Source organism: Pseudochelatococcus lubricantis (assembly GCF_042432495.1).
Classification (GTDB): domain Bacteria; phylum Pseudomonadota; class Alphaproteobacteria; order Rhizobiales; family Beijerinckiaceae; genus Pseudochelatococcus; species Pseudochelatococcus lubricantis.
Window position 1 is genome coordinate 705,084 of sequence record NZ_JBHLXC010000002.1, and the last position, 16,216, is coordinate 721,299.

The 16,216-nt window shown below is 67.6% G+C and carries 16 protein-coding genes; 12 read left to right on the forward strand and 4 right to left on the reverse strand.

What is annotated here, in order from left to right; translation table 11 throughout:
• Nucleotides 1-71: 71 nt before the first annotated feature.
• The 6 genes from ACFFJ7_RS06120 (at nucleotide 72) to tgt (ending at nucleotide 5,660) form a co-directional block, all read left to right on the forward strand.
• Nucleotides 72-1,376 (forward strand): peptide ABC transporter permease, encoded by a 1,305-nt coding sequence (locus ACFFJ7_RS06120; protein ID WP_166948124.1) that lies wholly within the window; start codon nucleotides 72-74, stop codon nucleotides 1,374-1,376.
• A 4-nt stretch (nucleotides 1,377-1,380) separates the two neighbouring features.
• Nucleotides 1,381-2,025, forward strand: a complete 645-nt coding sequence (locus ACFFJ7_RS06125) for a glutathione S-transferase family protein (protein ID WP_166948127.1) — start codon at nucleotides 1,381-1,383, stop codon at nucleotides 2,023-2,025.
• Between the two features lie 187 nt (nucleotides 2,026-2,212).
• Nucleotides 2,213-2,809, forward strand: a complete 597-nt coding sequence (locus ACFFJ7_RS06130) for a peptidylprolyl isomerase (protein ID WP_246224966.1) — start codon at nucleotides 2,213-2,215, stop codon at nucleotides 2,807-2,809.
• 125 nt (nucleotides 2,810-2,934) lie between these two features.
• A complete protein-coding gene (locus ACFFJ7_RS06135) occupies nucleotides 2,935-3,414 on the forward strand; it encodes a peptidylprolyl isomerase (RefSeq protein WP_166948129.1) in 480 nt (159 codons plus the stop codon).
• 12 nt (nucleotides 3,415-3,426) lie between these two features.
• Nucleotides 3,427-4,527, forward strand: coding sequence for a tRNA preQ1(34) S-adenosylmethionine ribosyltransferase-isomerase QueA (queA, locus tag ACFFJ7_RS06140; protein WP_377591184.1), 1,101 nt, complete (start codon nucleotides 3,427-3,429; stop codon nucleotides 4,525-4,527).
• Complete coding sequence (gene tgt / locus ACFFJ7_RS06145) at nucleotides 4,527-5,660, forward strand: tRNA guanosine(34) transglycosylase Tgt (protein WP_377591187.1); 1,134 nt, start codon at nucleotides 4,527-4,529, stop codon at nucleotides 5,658-5,660. Before queA ends, tgt begins: the two co-directional genes overlap by 1 nt.
• Here the strand turns inward: tgt and ACFFJ7_RS06150 are convergent.
• Genes ACFFJ7_RS06150 through ACFFJ7_RS06160 form a run of 3 tightly spaced genes read right to left on the reverse strand, consistent with a single transcriptional unit; the run spans nucleotide 5,617 to nucleotide 9,332 of the window.
• Nucleotides 5,617-6,720: a hypothetical protein gene (locus tag ACFFJ7_RS06150; protein WP_377591189.1), complete on the reverse strand. Its 1,104-nt coding sequence runs from the start codon at nucleotides 6,718-6,720 to the stop codon at nucleotides 5,617-5,619. The genes tgt and ACFFJ7_RS06150 overlap by 44 nt on opposite strands.
• 5 nt (nucleotides 6,721-6,725) lie before the next feature.
• Nucleotides 6,726-7,448: a DsbA family oxidoreductase gene (locus tag ACFFJ7_RS06155; RefSeq protein ID WP_377591190.1), complete on the reverse strand. Its 723-nt coding sequence runs from the start codon at nucleotides 7,446-7,448 to the stop codon at nucleotides 6,726-6,728.
• 42 nt (nucleotides 7,449-7,490) lie between these two features.
• Nucleotides 7,491-9,332 carry an extracellular solute-binding protein gene (locus ACFFJ7_RS06160; protein WP_377591192.1) on the reverse strand — a complete coding sequence of 614 codons (1,842 nt, stop codon included), beginning with the start codon at nucleotides 9,330-9,332 and terminating at the stop codon, nucleotides 7,491-7,493.
• 550 nt (nucleotides 9,333-9,882) lie between these two features.
• On the opposite strand from ACFFJ7_RS06160, the gene ACFFJ7_RS06165 reads away from it, so the two are divergent.
• A complete protein-coding gene (locus tag ACFFJ7_RS06165; RefSeq protein ID WP_166948139.1) occupies nucleotides 9,883-10,614 on the forward strand; it encodes an invasion associated locus B family protein in 732 nt (243 codons plus the stop codon).
• A gap of 115 nt (nucleotides 10,615-10,729) precedes the next feature.
• Here the strand turns inward: ACFFJ7_RS06165 and ACFFJ7_RS06170 are convergent, their stop codons facing one another.
• On the reverse strand, nucleotides 10,730-12,679 hold the full coding sequence (locus ACFFJ7_RS06170) for an AsmA family protein (protein ID WP_377591194.1): 1,950 nt from the start codon (nucleotides 12,677-12,679) through the stop codon (nucleotides 10,730-10,732).
• 320 nt (nucleotides 12,680-12,999) lie between these two features.
• Between ACFFJ7_RS06170 and secE the strand changes: the two genes are divergently transcribed.
• The 5 genes from secE to rplJ all read left to right on the forward strand — a co-directional run bounded on the left by secE (nucleotide 13,000) and on the right by rplJ (nucleotide 16,216).
• Nucleotides 13,000-13,194 carry a preprotein translocase subunit SecE gene (secE, locus tag ACFFJ7_RS06175; RefSeq protein WP_166948143.1) on the forward strand — a complete coding sequence of 65 codons (195 nt, stop codon included), beginning with the start codon at nucleotides 13,000-13,002 and terminating at the stop codon, nucleotides 13,192-13,194.
• Nucleotides 13,195-13,291: 97 nt separating this feature from the next.
• Nucleotides 13,292-13,825, forward strand: coding sequence for a transcription termination/antitermination protein NusG (gene nusG, locus ACFFJ7_RS06180; protein ID WP_166948145.1), 534 nt, complete (start codon nucleotides 13,292-13,294; stop codon nucleotides 13,823-13,825).
• A 239-nt stretch (nucleotides 13,826-14,064) separates the two neighbouring features.
• The gene (gene rplK, locus ACFFJ7_RS06185; protein ID WP_166948147.1) at nucleotides 14,065-14,496 is read left to right on the forward strand and encodes a 50S ribosomal protein L11; all 432 of its coding nucleotides are present in this window, start codon (nucleotides 14,065-14,067) and stop codon (nucleotides 14,494-14,496) included.
• An 11-nt stretch (nucleotides 14,497-14,507) separates the two neighbouring features.
• On the forward strand, nucleotides 14,508-15,218 hold the full coding sequence (rplA, locus tag ACFFJ7_RS06190; protein WP_166948149.1) for a 50S ribosomal protein L1: 711 nt from the start codon (nucleotides 14,508-14,510) through the stop codon (nucleotides 15,216-15,218).
• Between the two features lie 482 nt (nucleotides 15,219-15,700).
• A complete protein-coding gene (gene rplJ, locus ACFFJ7_RS06195; protein ID WP_166948902.1) occupies nucleotides 15,701-16,216 on the forward strand; it encodes a 50S ribosomal protein L10 in 516 nt (171 codons plus the stop codon).

The window sequence follows — 16,216 nt, forward strand, 5'->3', positions numbered from 1 at the left end:
CCCGGCACAGGCTAGGGTACGTGCGTTGGGCGTGCATCGGGCGCGCTTGTACCGGAAGAAGCGCCACGGGAATGGTCACGCGCCCTCAAACATCCCCGCTCGACCCCGCCGCCGATGCGGCGGCGCTGCTGCGCCGTCTCGGCTTCGCGCTGCTGGTCGTCGTGCTGCCCGTTGCAACATTCCTGTCCCGCAGGGCGACCATCGTGCTGGCGCCCATCGGTGTGGCGCTGCTGATTCTGTCGAGCGTCATCGAGGCGCCTCCGCGCGGCCTCGCGCGGGTGTTCGCCGCCCTGGCAAGGAGCCCCGCGGGCATTGCCGGCATCCTGTTGCTGGTGTGGTCGGCGCTGTCGGTCTTCTGGTCGCCGGATCGCGGGGAGGCGGGCGACAAGCTGTTCAACATCGTGCAGGCTGTCCTGCTCGCGCTGCTCGGCGTCACCACCCTGCCCGAGCGCGTCCGGGCCTCGAACCTTTATCTGACCGGCATCGGCGCCGCGCTGGCCGCGCTGTTGGCGCTGGCGCTGCTGGCCACGCGCTCGCGCGATGCGCTGCTGAACGATACGGCGATCTTCGAACGCGGCCTCACGGCGCTCGCCCTTGTCGTGTGGCCGGCCATCGCCTGGCTCGAATCGCGCAGCCGCAGGGGGCTTGCGGCGGCACTCGGCGCGGCGACGGCGGCCGCGCTCGTGGCGGCCCGCGTCTGGACGCCGCTGATCGGTTTCGCGGTCGCGGCGGCGATCTACGGCCTGACGGCCTGGCGTCCGGTTGCAGGCAACCGGGTCACGGCCTGGGGAACGGCGGGCATCCTGCTCGGCGCGCCGCTGTTCGCGGTGTTGCTGTCGCCGGCGGTCGCGCTGCTGTTCGTCGAGGGCAGCGTGGTGCGCGAGGCAATCGCGGCGTGGCATGCGCTCGTGTTGGCCGCGCCCGGCAGTTTCCTCATCGGTCATGGGCTCGACACGGCGCTGGCGGCGCGCGTGGCCGGCACGATTCCGGCCGCGACCCCTTACGGCTTTCCGTTCGAGATCTGGTACGAACTCGGCGCGGTGGGCGCCGCGCTGGCGGCGCTGGTGCTCTATTTCGTGGTGCGGCGGCTCGACGAGACGTCGGCAGGGCCGGCTGGTTCCGGGCAGCTCGTGCCGGGTCTGACGGCCGCCGTCGCGTCGGCTTTCACGCTGTCGGTGCTTGGCGTGGGCATGGCGTTTCCGTGGTGGATGACGACGCTTGCCGTCGTCGTCATTTCCTTCGCCGCCATCACCCGGGGCCAGTTCCGCACCCGCCGCCCCAAGGCGGGCGCGAAGCCGGCGGGGGAAAGCCCGTCGCCCGCCTCCGCCCAGGCCCAGGCGCGGGCCACCGGAACGGCAGGATACAAGGGATCGTGATCGCATGCTGACCATCTGGGGACGGAAAAACTCATCCAACGTGCAGGCCCTGATGTGGTGCGTCGGGGAACTCGGCCTGCCTTACGAGCGGCACGATGTCGGCCATCGCTACGGCGGCAACGACACGGCGGAATTTCTCGCCATGAACCCCAACGGCACCGTGCCCGTCCTGCGCGACGGCGACAGCGAGCCGTTGTGGGAAACCGGCGCCATCCTGCGCTATCTGGCCGGCCGCTACGGCAGCGCGCCGTTCTGGCCTGCCGAGGGGTTGGCGCGGGCGCGGGTCGACAAATGGGCCGAATGGGCGAAGATCAACGTCACGCTGGCGTTTTCAGGGCCCATTTTCTCGCGGGTGGTGCGGACGGCTCCGTCGAAGCAGGATCCCGCCGCCATCGCCCAGGCCATCGTCGCGCTCGACAGACTGCTCGACATCGCCGAGGCGCAACTCTCCCGCGGCGCCTTCCTTGCCGGAGACCACTTCACGCTGGCGGATATCCAGCTCGGCCATGTCCTGTACCGCTATTTCGATATCCCGATCGAGCGGCAGGACCGCCCGGTGCTGCGCCGCTATTACGACACGCTCACGACGCGACCCGCATTCCGCGAGCATGTCATGGTCTCCTACGAAGAGCTGCGCGTGACGGATTGAGCCGGGCTGCGGCGAGACGCCGCGTCGTCCACAGGCCGGCATCCGCATTTCGGGCGGCGCGCTCTGGAGCATTCGCGTACAAGATGCTATCCAGCGTCCCTCGAGGCCTTGCATCCAACACAGGCCGGGCGGGCTGGCGGGCAAGGCCGCGCAAGTTGTCCTGCCCCGGCGCTCGCGGAGATTGTTCATGCGCTCCCTGATGCTTGCATCCTGTATCCTCGCCTCCTGCGCGCTGCCGGCCCTCGCGCAGCCCGCCGCGGTGGCTTCCGCCGACCGGCCGGTGCTGGTCGCGCAGGCACAGCAGGCTGATCCGCAGAATGTCGTGCTGCTCGATACGGCTCATGGCCGCGTCACCATCCGGCTGCGTCCCGACCTCGCGCCCCGGCATGCCGAGCGCATCCGCGCGCTGGCGAGCAAGGGCTTTTATGATGGCGTGGTGTTCCACCGCGTCATTCCCGGTTTCATGGCACAGACCGGCGACCCGACGGGCACCGGGCGCGGCGGCTCCGACCTGCCGGACCTGCCAGCCGAATTCTCCGACGCGCCGTTCAAACGCGGCACTGTCGGCATGGCGCGGGCGCAGGATCCCGATTCCGCCAATTCGCAGTTCTTCATCTGCTTCGACGACGCCTCGTTTCTCAACGGTCAGTATACGGTCATCGGCGAGGTGATCTCGGGCATGAATGCGGTCGACAAGATCAAGGCCGGCACCAGCGCCAACAACGGCGCGGTCACGAATCCCGACAAGATCACCCGGATGCGCCTTGCTTCCGACGGCAAGTGAGCCCATATCCGACGCCTGTTTCGTATTGTCCTGCACGCGCTTCCCGGATCGGGGCGACTGTCCCCGTCCATCCATCCGATCGGGCATCCGCCTTCCGGGAACATGCCATAGAGAAAGGAATCATCATGACGGCCACCGTCGACGCGGAAAACACACTCGTTCTCGAAACGACCAAGGGCCGCGTGGTCATCGCGCTGCGCCCGGACCTCGCGCCCCTGCACGTGGCGCGCATCAAGGAGCTGGTGCGGGCGAAGTTCTATGATGGCATCGTGTTCCACCGCGTCATCGAGGGCTTCATGGCGCAGACCGGATGCCCGCGCGGCACCGGCACCGGCGGCTCCGACCTGCCCGACCTCAAGGCGGAATTCAACGCCGAGCCGCACGTGCGTGGCACCGTTTCCATGGCGCGGGCGCAGAACCCCAATTCCGCCAACTCGCAGTTCTTCATCTGCTTCGCCGACGCCCGCTTCCTCGACAAGCAGTATACGGTGTGGGGCAAGGTGATCGAGGGCATGGAGAACGTCGACAAGATCAAGCGCGGCGAACCTGTGCGCGATCCCGATTCCATCGTCACGGCGCGCATCGCCGCCGATATCGAGGCTTAAGCTCTTTCCGCGATGGACGTTTCCCTGTTCGATTTCGCCTTGCCGGAAGCTTCCATCGCCCTGCGTCCGGCCTCCCCGCGCGACAGCGCACGCCTGCTGGTGGTGCGGCCGCAGGCCGCGGCCGGTGAGAGCCTCGCGGACCGCACGGTGCGCGATCTGCCGTCGTTGCTGCGGCCCGGCGACGTACTGGTGCACAACGATACCCGCGTCATCCCGGCGCGCCTTTACGGCATCCGCGTGCGCGGGGAAGCGGTGACGCACGTCGAGGTGATGCTGCACAAGCGCGAATCGGCTGATTCGTGGCGCGCGTTCGCGCGGCCCGGCAAGCGGCTGCGTGCGGGCGAGCGCATTCGCTTCGGCGACGGGAACGAAAGCCATGCCTGCGAACTCGCCTCGCTCGACGCCGAGATTGTCGAGAAGGGCGATGGCGGGGAGGTGCTGCTGCGCTTCGCCTTTTCCGGCCCGGCGCTGGATGAGGCCGTCGCGCGGCTCGGCCACATGCCGCTGCCGCCCTATATCGCCTCGAAACGGGCGGAGGATGCGGCCGACCTTACCGATTACCAGACGATCTACGCGAAGCGGGACGGCGCCGTCGCCGCGCCCACGGCAGGGCTGCACTTCACAGACGATCTCGTCGCCCGGCTGCGGGCTGCGGGCATCGAGCGCCATTTCGTGACGCTGCATGTGGGCGCGGGAACCTTTCTGCCCGTGAAGACGGAAGACACGCGCGACCATGCGATGCATGCGGAATGGGGCGAGATAGACGCCCAGACGGCGCAGGCGCTCAACGCGGCGCGGGCGGCGGGCGGGCGCATCGTCGCCACCGGCACCACGGCGCTGAGGCTGCTGGAAAGCGCGGCGCGCGAGGACGGCACCGTCGCGCCGTTTTCCGGCGACACGTCGATCTTCATTACCCCCGGCTATCGCTTCAGGGCGGTTGATGTGCTGATGACCAATTTTCACCTGCCGCGCTCCACGCTGTTCATGCTGGTGAGCGCATTCGCGGGGCTCGACACCATGCAGGCGGCCTATGCTCATGCGGTGGCGGCCGGTTACCGCTTCTATTCCTATGGCGACTCAAGCCTGTTGTTCCGCAATGACGGGGCGGCGTGATGGCAGCGTTCTCCTTTCACATCGCGGCCCGCGACGGCGCGGCGCGCACCGGCGAGATCAGGCTGCCGCGCGGCACGATCCGCACGCCGGCCTTCATGCCGGTGGGCACGGCGGCGACTGTCAAGGCCATGCACACGCACGAGGTGAAGGCGCTCGGCGCCGACGTGCTGCTCGGGAATACCTACCACCTGATGCTGCGCCCGGGCGCGGAGCGGGTGGCGCGGCTCGGCGGCCTGCACAGGCTGATGAACTGGCCGCACCCCATCCTAACCGATTCAGGCGGCTTTCAGGTGATGTCGCTCGCCAAGCTGCGGCAGATCGACGAGAGGGGCGTGACCTTCCAGTCGCACATCGACGGTGCGCGTCATGAATTGACGCCCGAACGCGCCATCGAGATTCAGGGGCTGCTGGGTTCGGACATCCAGATGCAGCTCGATGAATGCGTGAAGTTGCCATGCACCGACGCCGAAGCCGCGCGCGCCATGCGGCTCAGTTTGCGCTGGGCGGAGCGCTGCCGGACGGCGTTCGGCGACCAGCCGGGGCGTGTGGAGCACGGCCGGGCGCTGTTCGGCATCGTGCAGGGCGGCGCGAACCGGGACCTGAGGGTGGAGAGCGCGCGCACGCTCGCCGGCATGGATTTCGAGGGCTATTCCATCGGCGGGCTCGCGGTGGGCGAGCCGCAGGACGTGATGCTCGCCATGATCGATACCGTGATGCCGCATCTTCCGGACGGCAAGCCGCATTACCTGATGGGCGTGGGCACGCCGGATGACATCGTGGAATCGGTGCGGCGTGGCGTCGACATGTTCGACTGCGTCATGCCGACGCGGGCGGGGCGGCACGGACAGGTGTTTTCCCGCTTCGGCAAGATCAACATGCGCAACGCCCGCCACGCGGACGATCCGCGCCCCATCGACGAGGCGTCGCCGTGGGAACCGACGCGCACCTATTCGCGCGCCTACCTGCACCATCTCGTCAAGTCGGGCGAGATTCTGGGCATGATGCTGCTGACCGGCATCAACCTGGCCTATTATCAGGAACTGATGGCGGGACTGCGGGCGGCGATAGCCGCGGGCAGGCTCGACAACTTCATTGCCCGGACGAAGGAAGGCTGGGCGCGCGGCGATGCATGACGACGTAGAAGTCGTCTGAGGGCTGCGGGTTCGCCAGCGCCTCCCCGATGCGGCTTGCGAACGGCAGGCGGTAGTGCAGCGGGTCCCAGAAATTGGCGTCCTCGCGCGTGACGGCGGAGGGGCGGCGAAAGTCGAGCACGGTCGCGTTGTGGCGTGCGCCAAGTTCCGCGAAATGCCGCTTGCAGGCCTGCTCCATCGCCTCGGCCAGCGAGCCTGGGCGGGGCTGGGCGGCGACGTGCGCGGGCGGGAACACGAGGAAGGTCTGCGTGTCTGCGGGCAGCGCGGCGAGCAGGCCGTCGAGCCATTGGCCGGCGGGAAAGTGCCATGCGGCCCTGTCCGCGGCGGTGGGAACGGCGGGCGGCTCCACGGGCACGACGGCGGCGGGCAGCCCGGCGGCAAGGTTCTCGTGCCAGATGTGCGCGCGGGCGCGCTCAAGGTCGTAGGCGGCGTCAGGTGGCACGAAGACGCCGTAACCGTCGTCGCGCAGGTTCACGCCCCGCAGGCCAAGCCGGTGGGAGACGAGGCGGCCCGCGATCTCCAGCGTGTTCAGGCTGAAGGCGTCACGCCAGTCGTTCCAGGGGTCGTCGTCGTAGAAGCGGACTGGGAAGGCGCGGAAGGTGAGTCGCCTTTCCGGTGCGTCGGCATCGGCGTCGCACCAGCCCCGGTCGAGCCCGAAGACGAGCACGCGCGGCGCGGGTTCCACCTTCACGAACAGGCGCGCAAGCTGCATCTGCTCCCAGGGCGTGGCGGCGTTCATCGCCAGATTGGCGAAATGCACGGGCTTCTCCGGCGTGCCAAAAAGGCGATCGAGTTCCTCCGGATCGAGCAGGCGCAATGAGGAGGTGCCGAAGATGGCGGCGTCGTAGCGGCGCGAGCGGGCAATTTGCGGATACATGTACCGCTGGTTGATATCCACGACGGGACGCGGCGCATCGCCCGCCCTGACACGGATGCCATAGGGATCGACCGTGGCGACGAAGCCGGCGAGCGCCGCTCCCGCCAGCACGAGGGCCAGCAGGAAGGTCTTCAGGAAGCGCCGCCAGGGGAGAGAATGCCGCATCCCTGTCAGGCACGCGCGGCCGGGTCATCCGCAACCGGATCGTTCACGGCTTTGTCGAGGGCGTCGGCCAGCACCTCGGCCGACTGCGCGCCGGCGATGCCGTAGCGTCCGTCGAGGATGAAGAACGGCACGCCGGTGACGCCGAGACGGGCGGCGACCGCGATCTCGTCGATGACGTCCTGCTTGTCCCAGTCGCCCGCGAGACGGTTGGCGACGACCTCGCCGTCGAGCCCCGCGTCCTCCGCCACCTGCCGCAGCACGGCGGCGTCGCCGATGTCGGCCCCTTCGGTGAAGTAGAGCGCGAACAGGCGCCGCGCGACGTCCCCCTGCGCACCGGACGGCTGTGCCCAGCGAATCAGGCGATGCGCATCGAGCGTGTTGGGGGCGCGGGTGATGCGGTCGAAGCGGAAGTCGATGCCTTCTTCGCGGCCGAGGTCGACGAGGTGCGCGTGGATGGCGTCGAGACGCGCCTGATCGCCGCCGAATTTTTGCAGCATGTAGGCGGCGCGGTCGAGCCCGCCGGCCGGGACGGTCGGGTCGAGCTGAAACGGTCGCCAATGGACGGCGACATCGAGCGCCGGCCGCGCGGCGATGGCGTGCGCCAAGCGGGCCGAGCCGAGGTAGCACCACGGACACACGACATCGGAGACGATATCGACGGTGATGGGCCTGCGGGCGGTGCTGTCAGTAGCGTTCGTGGGCGCTGTCGTCATAGGCGCTGTGGTCATGGGCAAGGTTCCGGCTTACGTGCGGTTGTCCTGCATCGACGTTTACGGCTTTCGCCACCAACTGTCGATGACCGGGCCGAACAGTGGCACCTTTTCCGGCCGGTCGATCTCCGCCCGCCGCGCCACCCACTGCCCGTCGGCATGGAACAGCGGTACGACGTAGAAGCCGGACAGCAGCGCGCGGTCGAAGGCGCGCGTGGCATCGGTGAACTGCTCCATGGTACGGGCGGCAAGCAGCGCGTCGATGGTGGCGTCGACGGCGGGCGACTTCGCGCCGGTGATGTTCAGCGATCCGGGCCGGTCGGCGGCGGCCGAGGACCAGCGGTTCGACTGTTCCGAGCCGGGCGACGCGGATACGTTCCAAGTGTAGAGTATGACGTCGAAATCCGCCGCCAGCAACCGCTTCCAGTATTGCGCCTCGTCGACGAGGCGCACGTCCGCCACGATGCCGGCGGGCTTGAGGGACTGGGCGAAATTGAGTGCCAGCCTCTCCTGATCGCGCGACACCACCATGATCTCGAAGACGAGCGGCGCGCCGCCATCGTGGCGCAACACACCGTCGCGCAGGGCGAAGCCGGCTGATTCCAGCAGGTCGAGTCCCTTGCGGGCCATCGCCCTGTCGCGCCCGGAGCCATCGGCCTCGGGCGGGCGCCAGGTGCCTTCCAGAATGTCGGCGCGCACCGCGCCGGGGAAGGGCGCGAGCAGCGCCCGCTCGCCAGCCGAGGCCGGCCGGCCTGCCGACGATAGCGACGAACCGGCGAAATAGCTGCCCGTACGCCTGTAGAGATCGTAGAACAGGTTGCGGTTGACCCACGGAAAGTCGAGGAAGTAGCCCAGCGCCTCTCGCACCCGCACGTCGGCGAGCGGCGGCCGGCGGCTGTTGAGGGCAAAGCCGTACATGGGGCGCGGCGTGCCCACGGGCAGCGTTTCGCGCAGGACGGCGCCGCTGTGGACGGCGGGGAAGTCGTAGCCGATGGCCCAGCGCGAGGCGCTCGTCTCGACGCGCACGTCATAGAGGCCGGCCTTGAACGCCTCGAACTGCGTGTTGACGTCGCGGTAATAGTCGAAGCGGATTTCGTCGAAATTGTAGAGGCCGCGCGTCGCCGGCAGATCCTTCGCCCAGAAATCGGGATTGCGGCGGAAGGTGATGCTGCGTCCGGCATCCACGGCCGCCACGACATAGGGACCGGAGCCGACGGGCGTCCGGAAGGTCGTCTGCTCGAACGTGTCGCGGTCGATGAGGTGGGCGGGCAGCACCGGCAGCTGGGCGAGAGTCAGCGGCGTCTCCCGGTTGCCGGGTTTCAGGTCGAAACGCACCGTGAGCGGATCGAGCGCCTGCGCCCGCTCCACCTGGCCGAGGTAGCTGCGATAGTAGAGCTGCCCCTTCTCGCGCAGCAGCTCGAAGCTGAACAGCACATCCGCGGCGGTGACGGGATGCCCGTCCGAGAAACGCGCGCGGGGATCGAGGTGGAACACGACGAAACTGCGGTCCTCCGGCATGCGCACGGCGTCGGCGATGAGGCCATAGACCGAGAAGGGCTCGTCGGCAGAGCGCGCCATCAGCGGCTGGAACACGAGCGTGGTGATGCCCTGTGCGGCGATGCCCTTTGGCACGAAGGGGTTGAGGTTGTCGAACGTGCCGATGATGCTCTGGATGAGGCGGCCGCCCTTCGGCGCATCCGGATTGACATAGGGCAGCGACGCGAAGCCCGCGGGCAGCCGCGGCTCGCCGTGCATGGCGAGCGCCTCGCGGCGCGGCAGGCTCTGCCAGTCTTCCTGCCCGGCGAGGGCGGGCAGCGCGCAGAGGCCCACGACGAGCAGCGCGGCGAGAGCGCCGCGGCATGCGCGGGCCGCCGGGACGGCGAACGATGCAAGGGACATCATGGGCACGGACGATCCTGACATGGTCTCTATCATGGCGCTTGCCATTGGCGCCTGTCATGGCGCGGGTTCTGGCGATTCGCGGTGAAGTTTATGCGATCCCCGGTCGGGCGCGCAGGACACTTATCGCCCGAGAACCGCACCAATTCGTGAACGATGCTGGAAAGCAGCCGCGAGACAAGGTAAACACCGGGCCGGGTGGCGTCACCCCGACGTCTTGCGTGACGCGAATCAGGGAGAGGGAATTGGTCGGGTTCGATGCCGCCGGACGTTTTCCCTTTCGCGCCAGCACGGTAAGCTTTTCCTGCCGGGGAGGCCGCCGGTGCGCGCAGCCCGCATCCGCATCGCCCCCGTTTCCGGGGGCGCCGCAGACTCTGGCCGGCCGCGTGGATGAAGCGGGCGGCAGGGCGGAAAAATTGCGGATTGCGGGATGACCGCAGTTTTTGCGGACGGCATGCTTGCGTCGGGGGACCAGCGGGTTTACGGGCGTCTGTTGCCAGAAGGTCGGGGTAGAATAGTCGTGTATCTGCCAATCAGGAAAGAGGATCAGTCGATGAGCCGCGTGAAACAATCGGCGCCGCTGCGGGCTGCCAGCGGAATAGCGATGGCGTTGGTGGCCGGGATAAGCGCGCTGGCGCCGGTCGCCGCATATGCCCAGAATGCCCCGGCCCAGACGGCCCCCGCGCAGGGCCAGCAGCCGCCGGCCGGCCCCTCCCTCGTGCAGTTGAAGGCCGAGCCGTCGCAGGCGGACTGGACCAAGGTCTGTGGCCGCGACGAAGGCGCCAACAAGGAAATCTGCTACACCACGCGCGACTTCGTCAGCGAGCAGGGCCAGCCCGTGCTGGCGGTCGCCATCTACGACGTGAAGGGCGACGCGACGAAAATCGTCCGCTTCCTGATGCCGCTCGGCCTGCTGCTGCGGCCGGGCCTGCGCTTCTTCGTGGACAAGAACGACCCTGTCGCCGGGCAGTACGCTATCTGCTTCCCGAACGGCTGCTTCGCCGAGGCGCCGGTGCCGGACGCCTTCATCAACTCGCTCAAGCGCGGCAACATCCTCAACGTCAGCGCGCAGAACCAGATGGGCCGCGAAGTGACGTTCGCCGTGCCGCTCGCCGGCTTCACCAAGGGCTTCGACGGCAAGCCGATCGACCCGCAGGCGCTGGAGGCGCAGCAGCGGCAGCTTCAGGAAGCGCTCCAGAAGCGCTCGGAAGAGCTGCGCCAGCGCTCCGGACAGCCTGGGCAGGGCGGCGCTCCGGCGGCACCCGCTGCTCCCGCGCAGCAGTAAAGGCAGCGGCAATGCCTGCGCGCCCGACTACTTGGCCGGGCGCGCAAGTCTCGCTCGGGCTTTTTATACGGAAACAGAACCCCGGCCGCTGTGCCGGGGTTTTTCATGCGCGCCATTACGGCGCGTCCGGCCGGGAGGAGGCGGGCGTGTGGGCGGGAGCAAGCGGCACGGCGGCGCTCGATCGTTCGATCAGCGAGCGGATGTCCGGCGTCACCACCGGATAGTCCCACGAACCCTCGATCTCGATCGGGAAGGCGGCTGGCGATTCGCCGTCGGAGCCCTGCGAGCCGGCCGCGTCCGCGTTCGGCTCGGACGTCATGGCGAGCGCGCGCAGGGCGAGCGTCCTGTGGGCGATGTCGATGACACCGGACATGACGCCGTAAAGCCCGTTTCCGGCGCGCAGTTCCCCTTCCAGCTCGCCGGAGCCGCGCTCGATCTTCAACGTCGCGTCGATCGTGTCGAAGGGTGTGCGCCCGCCCCGCCAGTCGAGCGCGGTGGCGAGCGGACGCTGCTCCATACGCTCCACGACGTTGTTCAGGTCCACCGCCGACAGCTCCCCGTCCGTGATTCGCGCCGATACGACGCCCGCGAGGTTTCGCATGATGGCGTTGAGGGAGTTGCCGTTGCCCCTGAGCGTGACCTGCCCGCCGGCGCGTCCGGAGATGAGGGGCGCGCTAGTGAGGCTGCGCAGCGTCTTGCGCGCGTCGACTCCGTCGATCGTTCCCGTGAGCTGGGCGGAAAGGTCGTCCTGCTCCGGAAGGAGCTGCAGGCGCCCCCTGACGAGACCATCGTCCAGCTTCGCCTGGTTGAGGGCGATTTCCAGCCTGCCGCCCGAGGTCAGGATGCCCGCCGCGACGTCGGAAAGTAACAGCGGGCCGATGGCGGCCCTGGCGACGGACAGGCGGATATCGAGATCGTTGCGGGGGAAGTCGGCCTCGCCCGGCCGGCGCACGAGCGGCGCGCGCGACCATTCCGATACGCCACCGGGCGGCCTGGCCGGCCCGATGCGACGGTCGGCGGCGAGAAAACGATTGAAGTCGAGCGTTGCGGCATCGAGCGTGGCGGAGACGCGCATGCGCCCGTTGTCGGCGATCCGCGCGGAGAGCGCCCCTTCGAGCACGCCGCCGCCGGCATCGATGCGGGCATCGGGAACCGAAAGGCCCTGGCCGGAAAGGCTGACGCCGCCCTTGAGCGTCACTGGCCCCACGGCGTCGGCGAAGGCGAGCGGCGTGCGCAGCCATGCGGCCGTCTGCCGCAGCGAACTCGTTCGGAAGCTCATGTCACCACTGAGTTCCGGCACCTCGTCCGCCGAAATCCGCCCGATGAATGAAAAGGTTGCGGGGCGGGCCGACAGGCGCAGCGCGAGCGGGGAGTCGAAACCGGCGGCGAGGGATGCCGGCCGCAGTTTCTCGATGCGCAGGTCGACGGGCTCGCCACGCCACAGCGCCGACGCGGCGAGATCGAGCGGCCGGCCCGTGGACGGCCAGTCGACAGTCGCGTTCAGCCGGTGCAGCAGGCGGCGGTTGCCGTTGCGGTAGAGGACCGCGCCTTCGCTGATGACGAGGCGGCCGGGCAGCGACTGCGCCAACACCTGCACGTGGTGGGGGATGGTCGTGTCGCCAGGCGCCGGTTCCCCTTCCATGTTTCTGGCCTCTATCAACGCGGTGAGATGCCGGCGCGCCAGCGTCCAGAGCTGGCGGGGCTGTTCCGGCCCGAACCAGCGGATGTTGGGATTGACGAGCGTGATGCTCACCGGCTCGGCGCGGCCAAGCAGAAGCGGCAGCAGGCCGAGGCCGACCCGGACCTCGCGTGCGCTCAGCAGGGCTGTCTCCGGCGCGGCATCGGGGTGCGCGTCCAGCGACACCCGCGACATCTTGATGCGCGGTGTCGGCAGCAGACGCAGCGAGGCTCGCTCGACGCGGATCGCGAGACCCGTCGCCTCGCCGATGCGCCCGACCAGTTGCTGCGTGAGCGGCAAATGCGTCACGGGCCAGTGGAAGGAACCGGCGGCGATCAGGACCAGAGCGACAAGCGCGAAGATGATATAGCGTCGACGTATGGCCATATAACCCGCATGTTACGATGCACCCCGCCACCCTGCGGGATCATACCCTATAATGAATTCCGGCGCCGGTATATCTTAAGCCGGGCTGTGAATGCATCCAGGAAATGCCGCATGCGGGAGAACGCGCGGCGCGGGGGGACTTGCGTTTCCCGTTGTGGACAAGTAATGAGGAAGTTCAGTGTCCGTGCTTCCGAAGGCGCGGGCATGCTTTGTGCTGGTTGAATTCAGAAAGCCTCGGGCGCGCGATTCGCGACGGGCGCGGCTGAGTTCCCGGCGATATCCAGCAAGGGCGGCCCGCTGAACCGGGCCTTGGAGCAACGATGGCGAAGACGAATCCGGTCGAGTTTCTTCAGCAGGTCCGTGCCGAGACGAAGAAGGTGACATGGCCCACCCGCAAGGAGACGCTGGTCACCACGGCCATGGTCTTCGTGATGGTGCTTGTGGCGAGTATTTTCTTCTTCGTCGTCGACCAGCTCATCCAGCTCGGCATCGGCGCCCTGCTGGGCCTCGGCTGAGGCGCCGCCGCCGCGCGGGCGCGGGGGCTGATTTCATGTGAAGGTTATCCGGTCCGGCTGGCTCATGCGGCGCCGCGGGCCATGGGGAGAGTCGTTGATGGCCAAGCGTTGGTACATTGTCCACGCCTATTCGAACTTCGAGAACAAGGTGGCCCAGTCGCTGCGGGACCAGGCGGCGCAGCGCGGGCTTGAGGACAAGTTCGACGAAATTCTGGTGCCGACCGAGAAGGTGGTCGAGGTGCGCCGCGGGCGCAAGGTCGATACGGAGCGCAAGTTCTTCCCCGGCTATGTCCTCGTGAAATGCGACCTGACGGACGATGTCTATCATCTGATCAAGAACACGCCGAAGGTGACGGGCTTCCTGGGCGCCGACAAGTCGAAGCCGCTGCCAATCCCGGACTACGAGGCGGAGCGGATCAAGGGCCAGGTGGCGGAAGGCGTCGAACATCCCAAGCCGTCGGTCAGCTTCGAGGTGGGCGAGCAGGTGCGCGTGTCCGACGGGCCGTTCGCTTCCTTCAACGGCATCGTGGAAGAGGTCGACGACGCCCGCGCCCGGGTCAAGGTCGCGGTGTCGATCTTCGGCCGCGCCACGCCGGTGGAGCTGGAGTACGGGCAGGTCGCCAAGATCTGAGGCTGTGGGAAGGGTCCTGCCCGCCTGTCTGCAGCGGCGGGCTGGCGCGCCATTTGCATCAGGCGCCTCTTGCATGTGACATCGGCATGCTGTAAAGAAGCGCCTTCGTTTATTTTATATGACGATTCACGAACGCGGGAGACCCGCCCGGCCAGCCTGCCGGGAGAACGGCTCGAACCGCGGACTGCAACTATGGCAGCCGGCGCTCCCGGTTGCCGTTCTGTTTGGGAGCAGCCATCATGGCAAAGAAGATCACGGGCTACGTGAAGCTTCAGGTTCCGGCGGGCGCGGCCAATCCGTCGCCGCCGATCGGTCCCGCGCTCGGTCAGCGCGGTCTGAATATCATGGAATTCTGCAAGGCGTTCAACGCCAAGACGGCGCAGATGGAGAAGGGCACCCCGATTCCGGTGATCATCACCGCCTATCAGGACCGCTCCTTCACGTTCGAGACCCGTCAGCCGCCGGTTTCGTACTATCTGAAGAAGGCCGCTGGCCTCAAGAGCGCCTCGAAGACGCCCGGCAAGGGTGGCTCCGTCGGCAAGGTCACGCGCGCGCAGGTTGTCGAAATCGCCCAGGCGAAGATGTCCGATCTCAACACGGACACGATCGAGGCGGCTGCGACGATGATCGAAGGTTCTGCCCGTTCGATGGGCATTGAGGTCGTGGGCTGAGGGAGGCACGCATGGCACATGTTGGAAAGCGCGTCATCGCCTCTCGCGAAGGCATCGATCGCAAGAAGCTCTACGGCATCGACGAGGCCGTGAAGACCATCAAGGAACGCGCCACGGCGAAGTTCGACGAGACGGTCGAGGTCTCCATCAATCTCGGCGTCGATCCGCGTCACGCGGACCAGATGGTGCGCGGCGTCTGCCAGCTCCCCAACGGCTCCGGCCGTTCGGTGCGCGTGGCCGTGTTCGCCCGTGGCCCGAAGGCCGATGAGGCGAAGAAAGCCGGTGCCGAGGTGGTGGGCGCCGAGGACCTGATGGAGCAGATCCAGAGCGGCAACATCAACTTCGACCGCTGCATCGCGACGCCGGACCTGATGCCGCTCGTCGGCCGTCTCGGCAAGATCCTTGGCCCGCGCGGCCTGATGCCGAACCCGAAGGTCGGCACGGTGACGATGGACGTCACTGGCGCCGTTTCGGCGGCCAAGGGCGGCGCTGTGGAGTTTCGCGTCGAGAAGGCCGGCATCGTCCACGCCGGCATCGGCAAGGCTTCGTTCGATGAGCAGAAGCTGATCGAGAACATCCGTGCCTTCGCCGATGCGGTGGCGAGGGCCAAGCCGTCGGGCGCCAAGGGCACCTACATCCAGCGCATCGCCATTTCCTCGACGATGGGCCCGGGCGTGAAGGTCGATCCCTCGTCGGTGTTCGCGGTGGCCAGCGCAGCGTAATCCCGGATGTAGCCGCGTGGCGGACTGCCATGCGGCTCAGCCCTTGCGTTTTGGGCGCAGGGAGATTATGTAGGTTGGTTGATCCGGGAAGCCGGGTCAAGACTTTTCTGGAATTCCGATCTGACGATCGTGAAGATGGCGGTTCCAGGGTGTGCCCAGCGGGGAAAATCTCCGCCGGGCGACGCCTCGGGGCCGTCGGTGTCCTGTCCGAGACTGCAGGTGCCCGGCGATATGCGCCGGGTCTAATCCCGTCCTGGGGCCTGCATAGACGGGTAAGGCTGATGTCGGTAGCCGTCGGTATCGCCGGTGAAACGGGATTGGTTCGTACCTTCGCATCCGCGTCGCGGCTTCTGCCGTGGAGCGGGGACAGGGCTCACAAGCGCCGCCTTTCGGTGCCGGGCCTGATGGTAGTCGGTATCGCGAGGGCGGTATGTGTAGCTGGCGGATGGGCATCTGTCTATCCGTCTATTGGAGAGAGCCCCGTGGATAGAACGGCGAAAGCTGAGCTTGCGGCGTCGCTTGGCGAAGTGTTCGGCACTTCAGGCGTCGTCGTTGTTGCTCATTATGCCGGCCTGAGGGTCGCTGAAATGCAGAAGCTCCGTCAGGAAGCGAAGCAGGCAGGCGCCAAGGTGCAGGTCGCAAAGAACCGCATCGCCAAGATCGCTCTCGAAGGCACGGACGTTGCCGGAATCGCGCCCCTTCTGAAGGGGCCGACGTTGCTGGCCTATTCCAGCGACCCCATCGCAGCGGCCAAGGTCGTGACCGATTTCGCCAAGACGAATGACAAGCTCGTCATTCTCGGTGGCGCGTCGGGCAAGTCCACTCTGAACGTCGACGGTGTGAAGGCGCTCGCCTCGCTGCCGTCGCTCGACGAACTGCGCGCCAAGCTCGTGGGCCTTGTCCAGGCTCCCGCGACGAAGATCGCCCAGGTTGTCACCGCGCCCGCCGCCAAGGTGGCCCGCGTGTTCGGAGCCTATGCCAACAGAGATGCGGCGTAA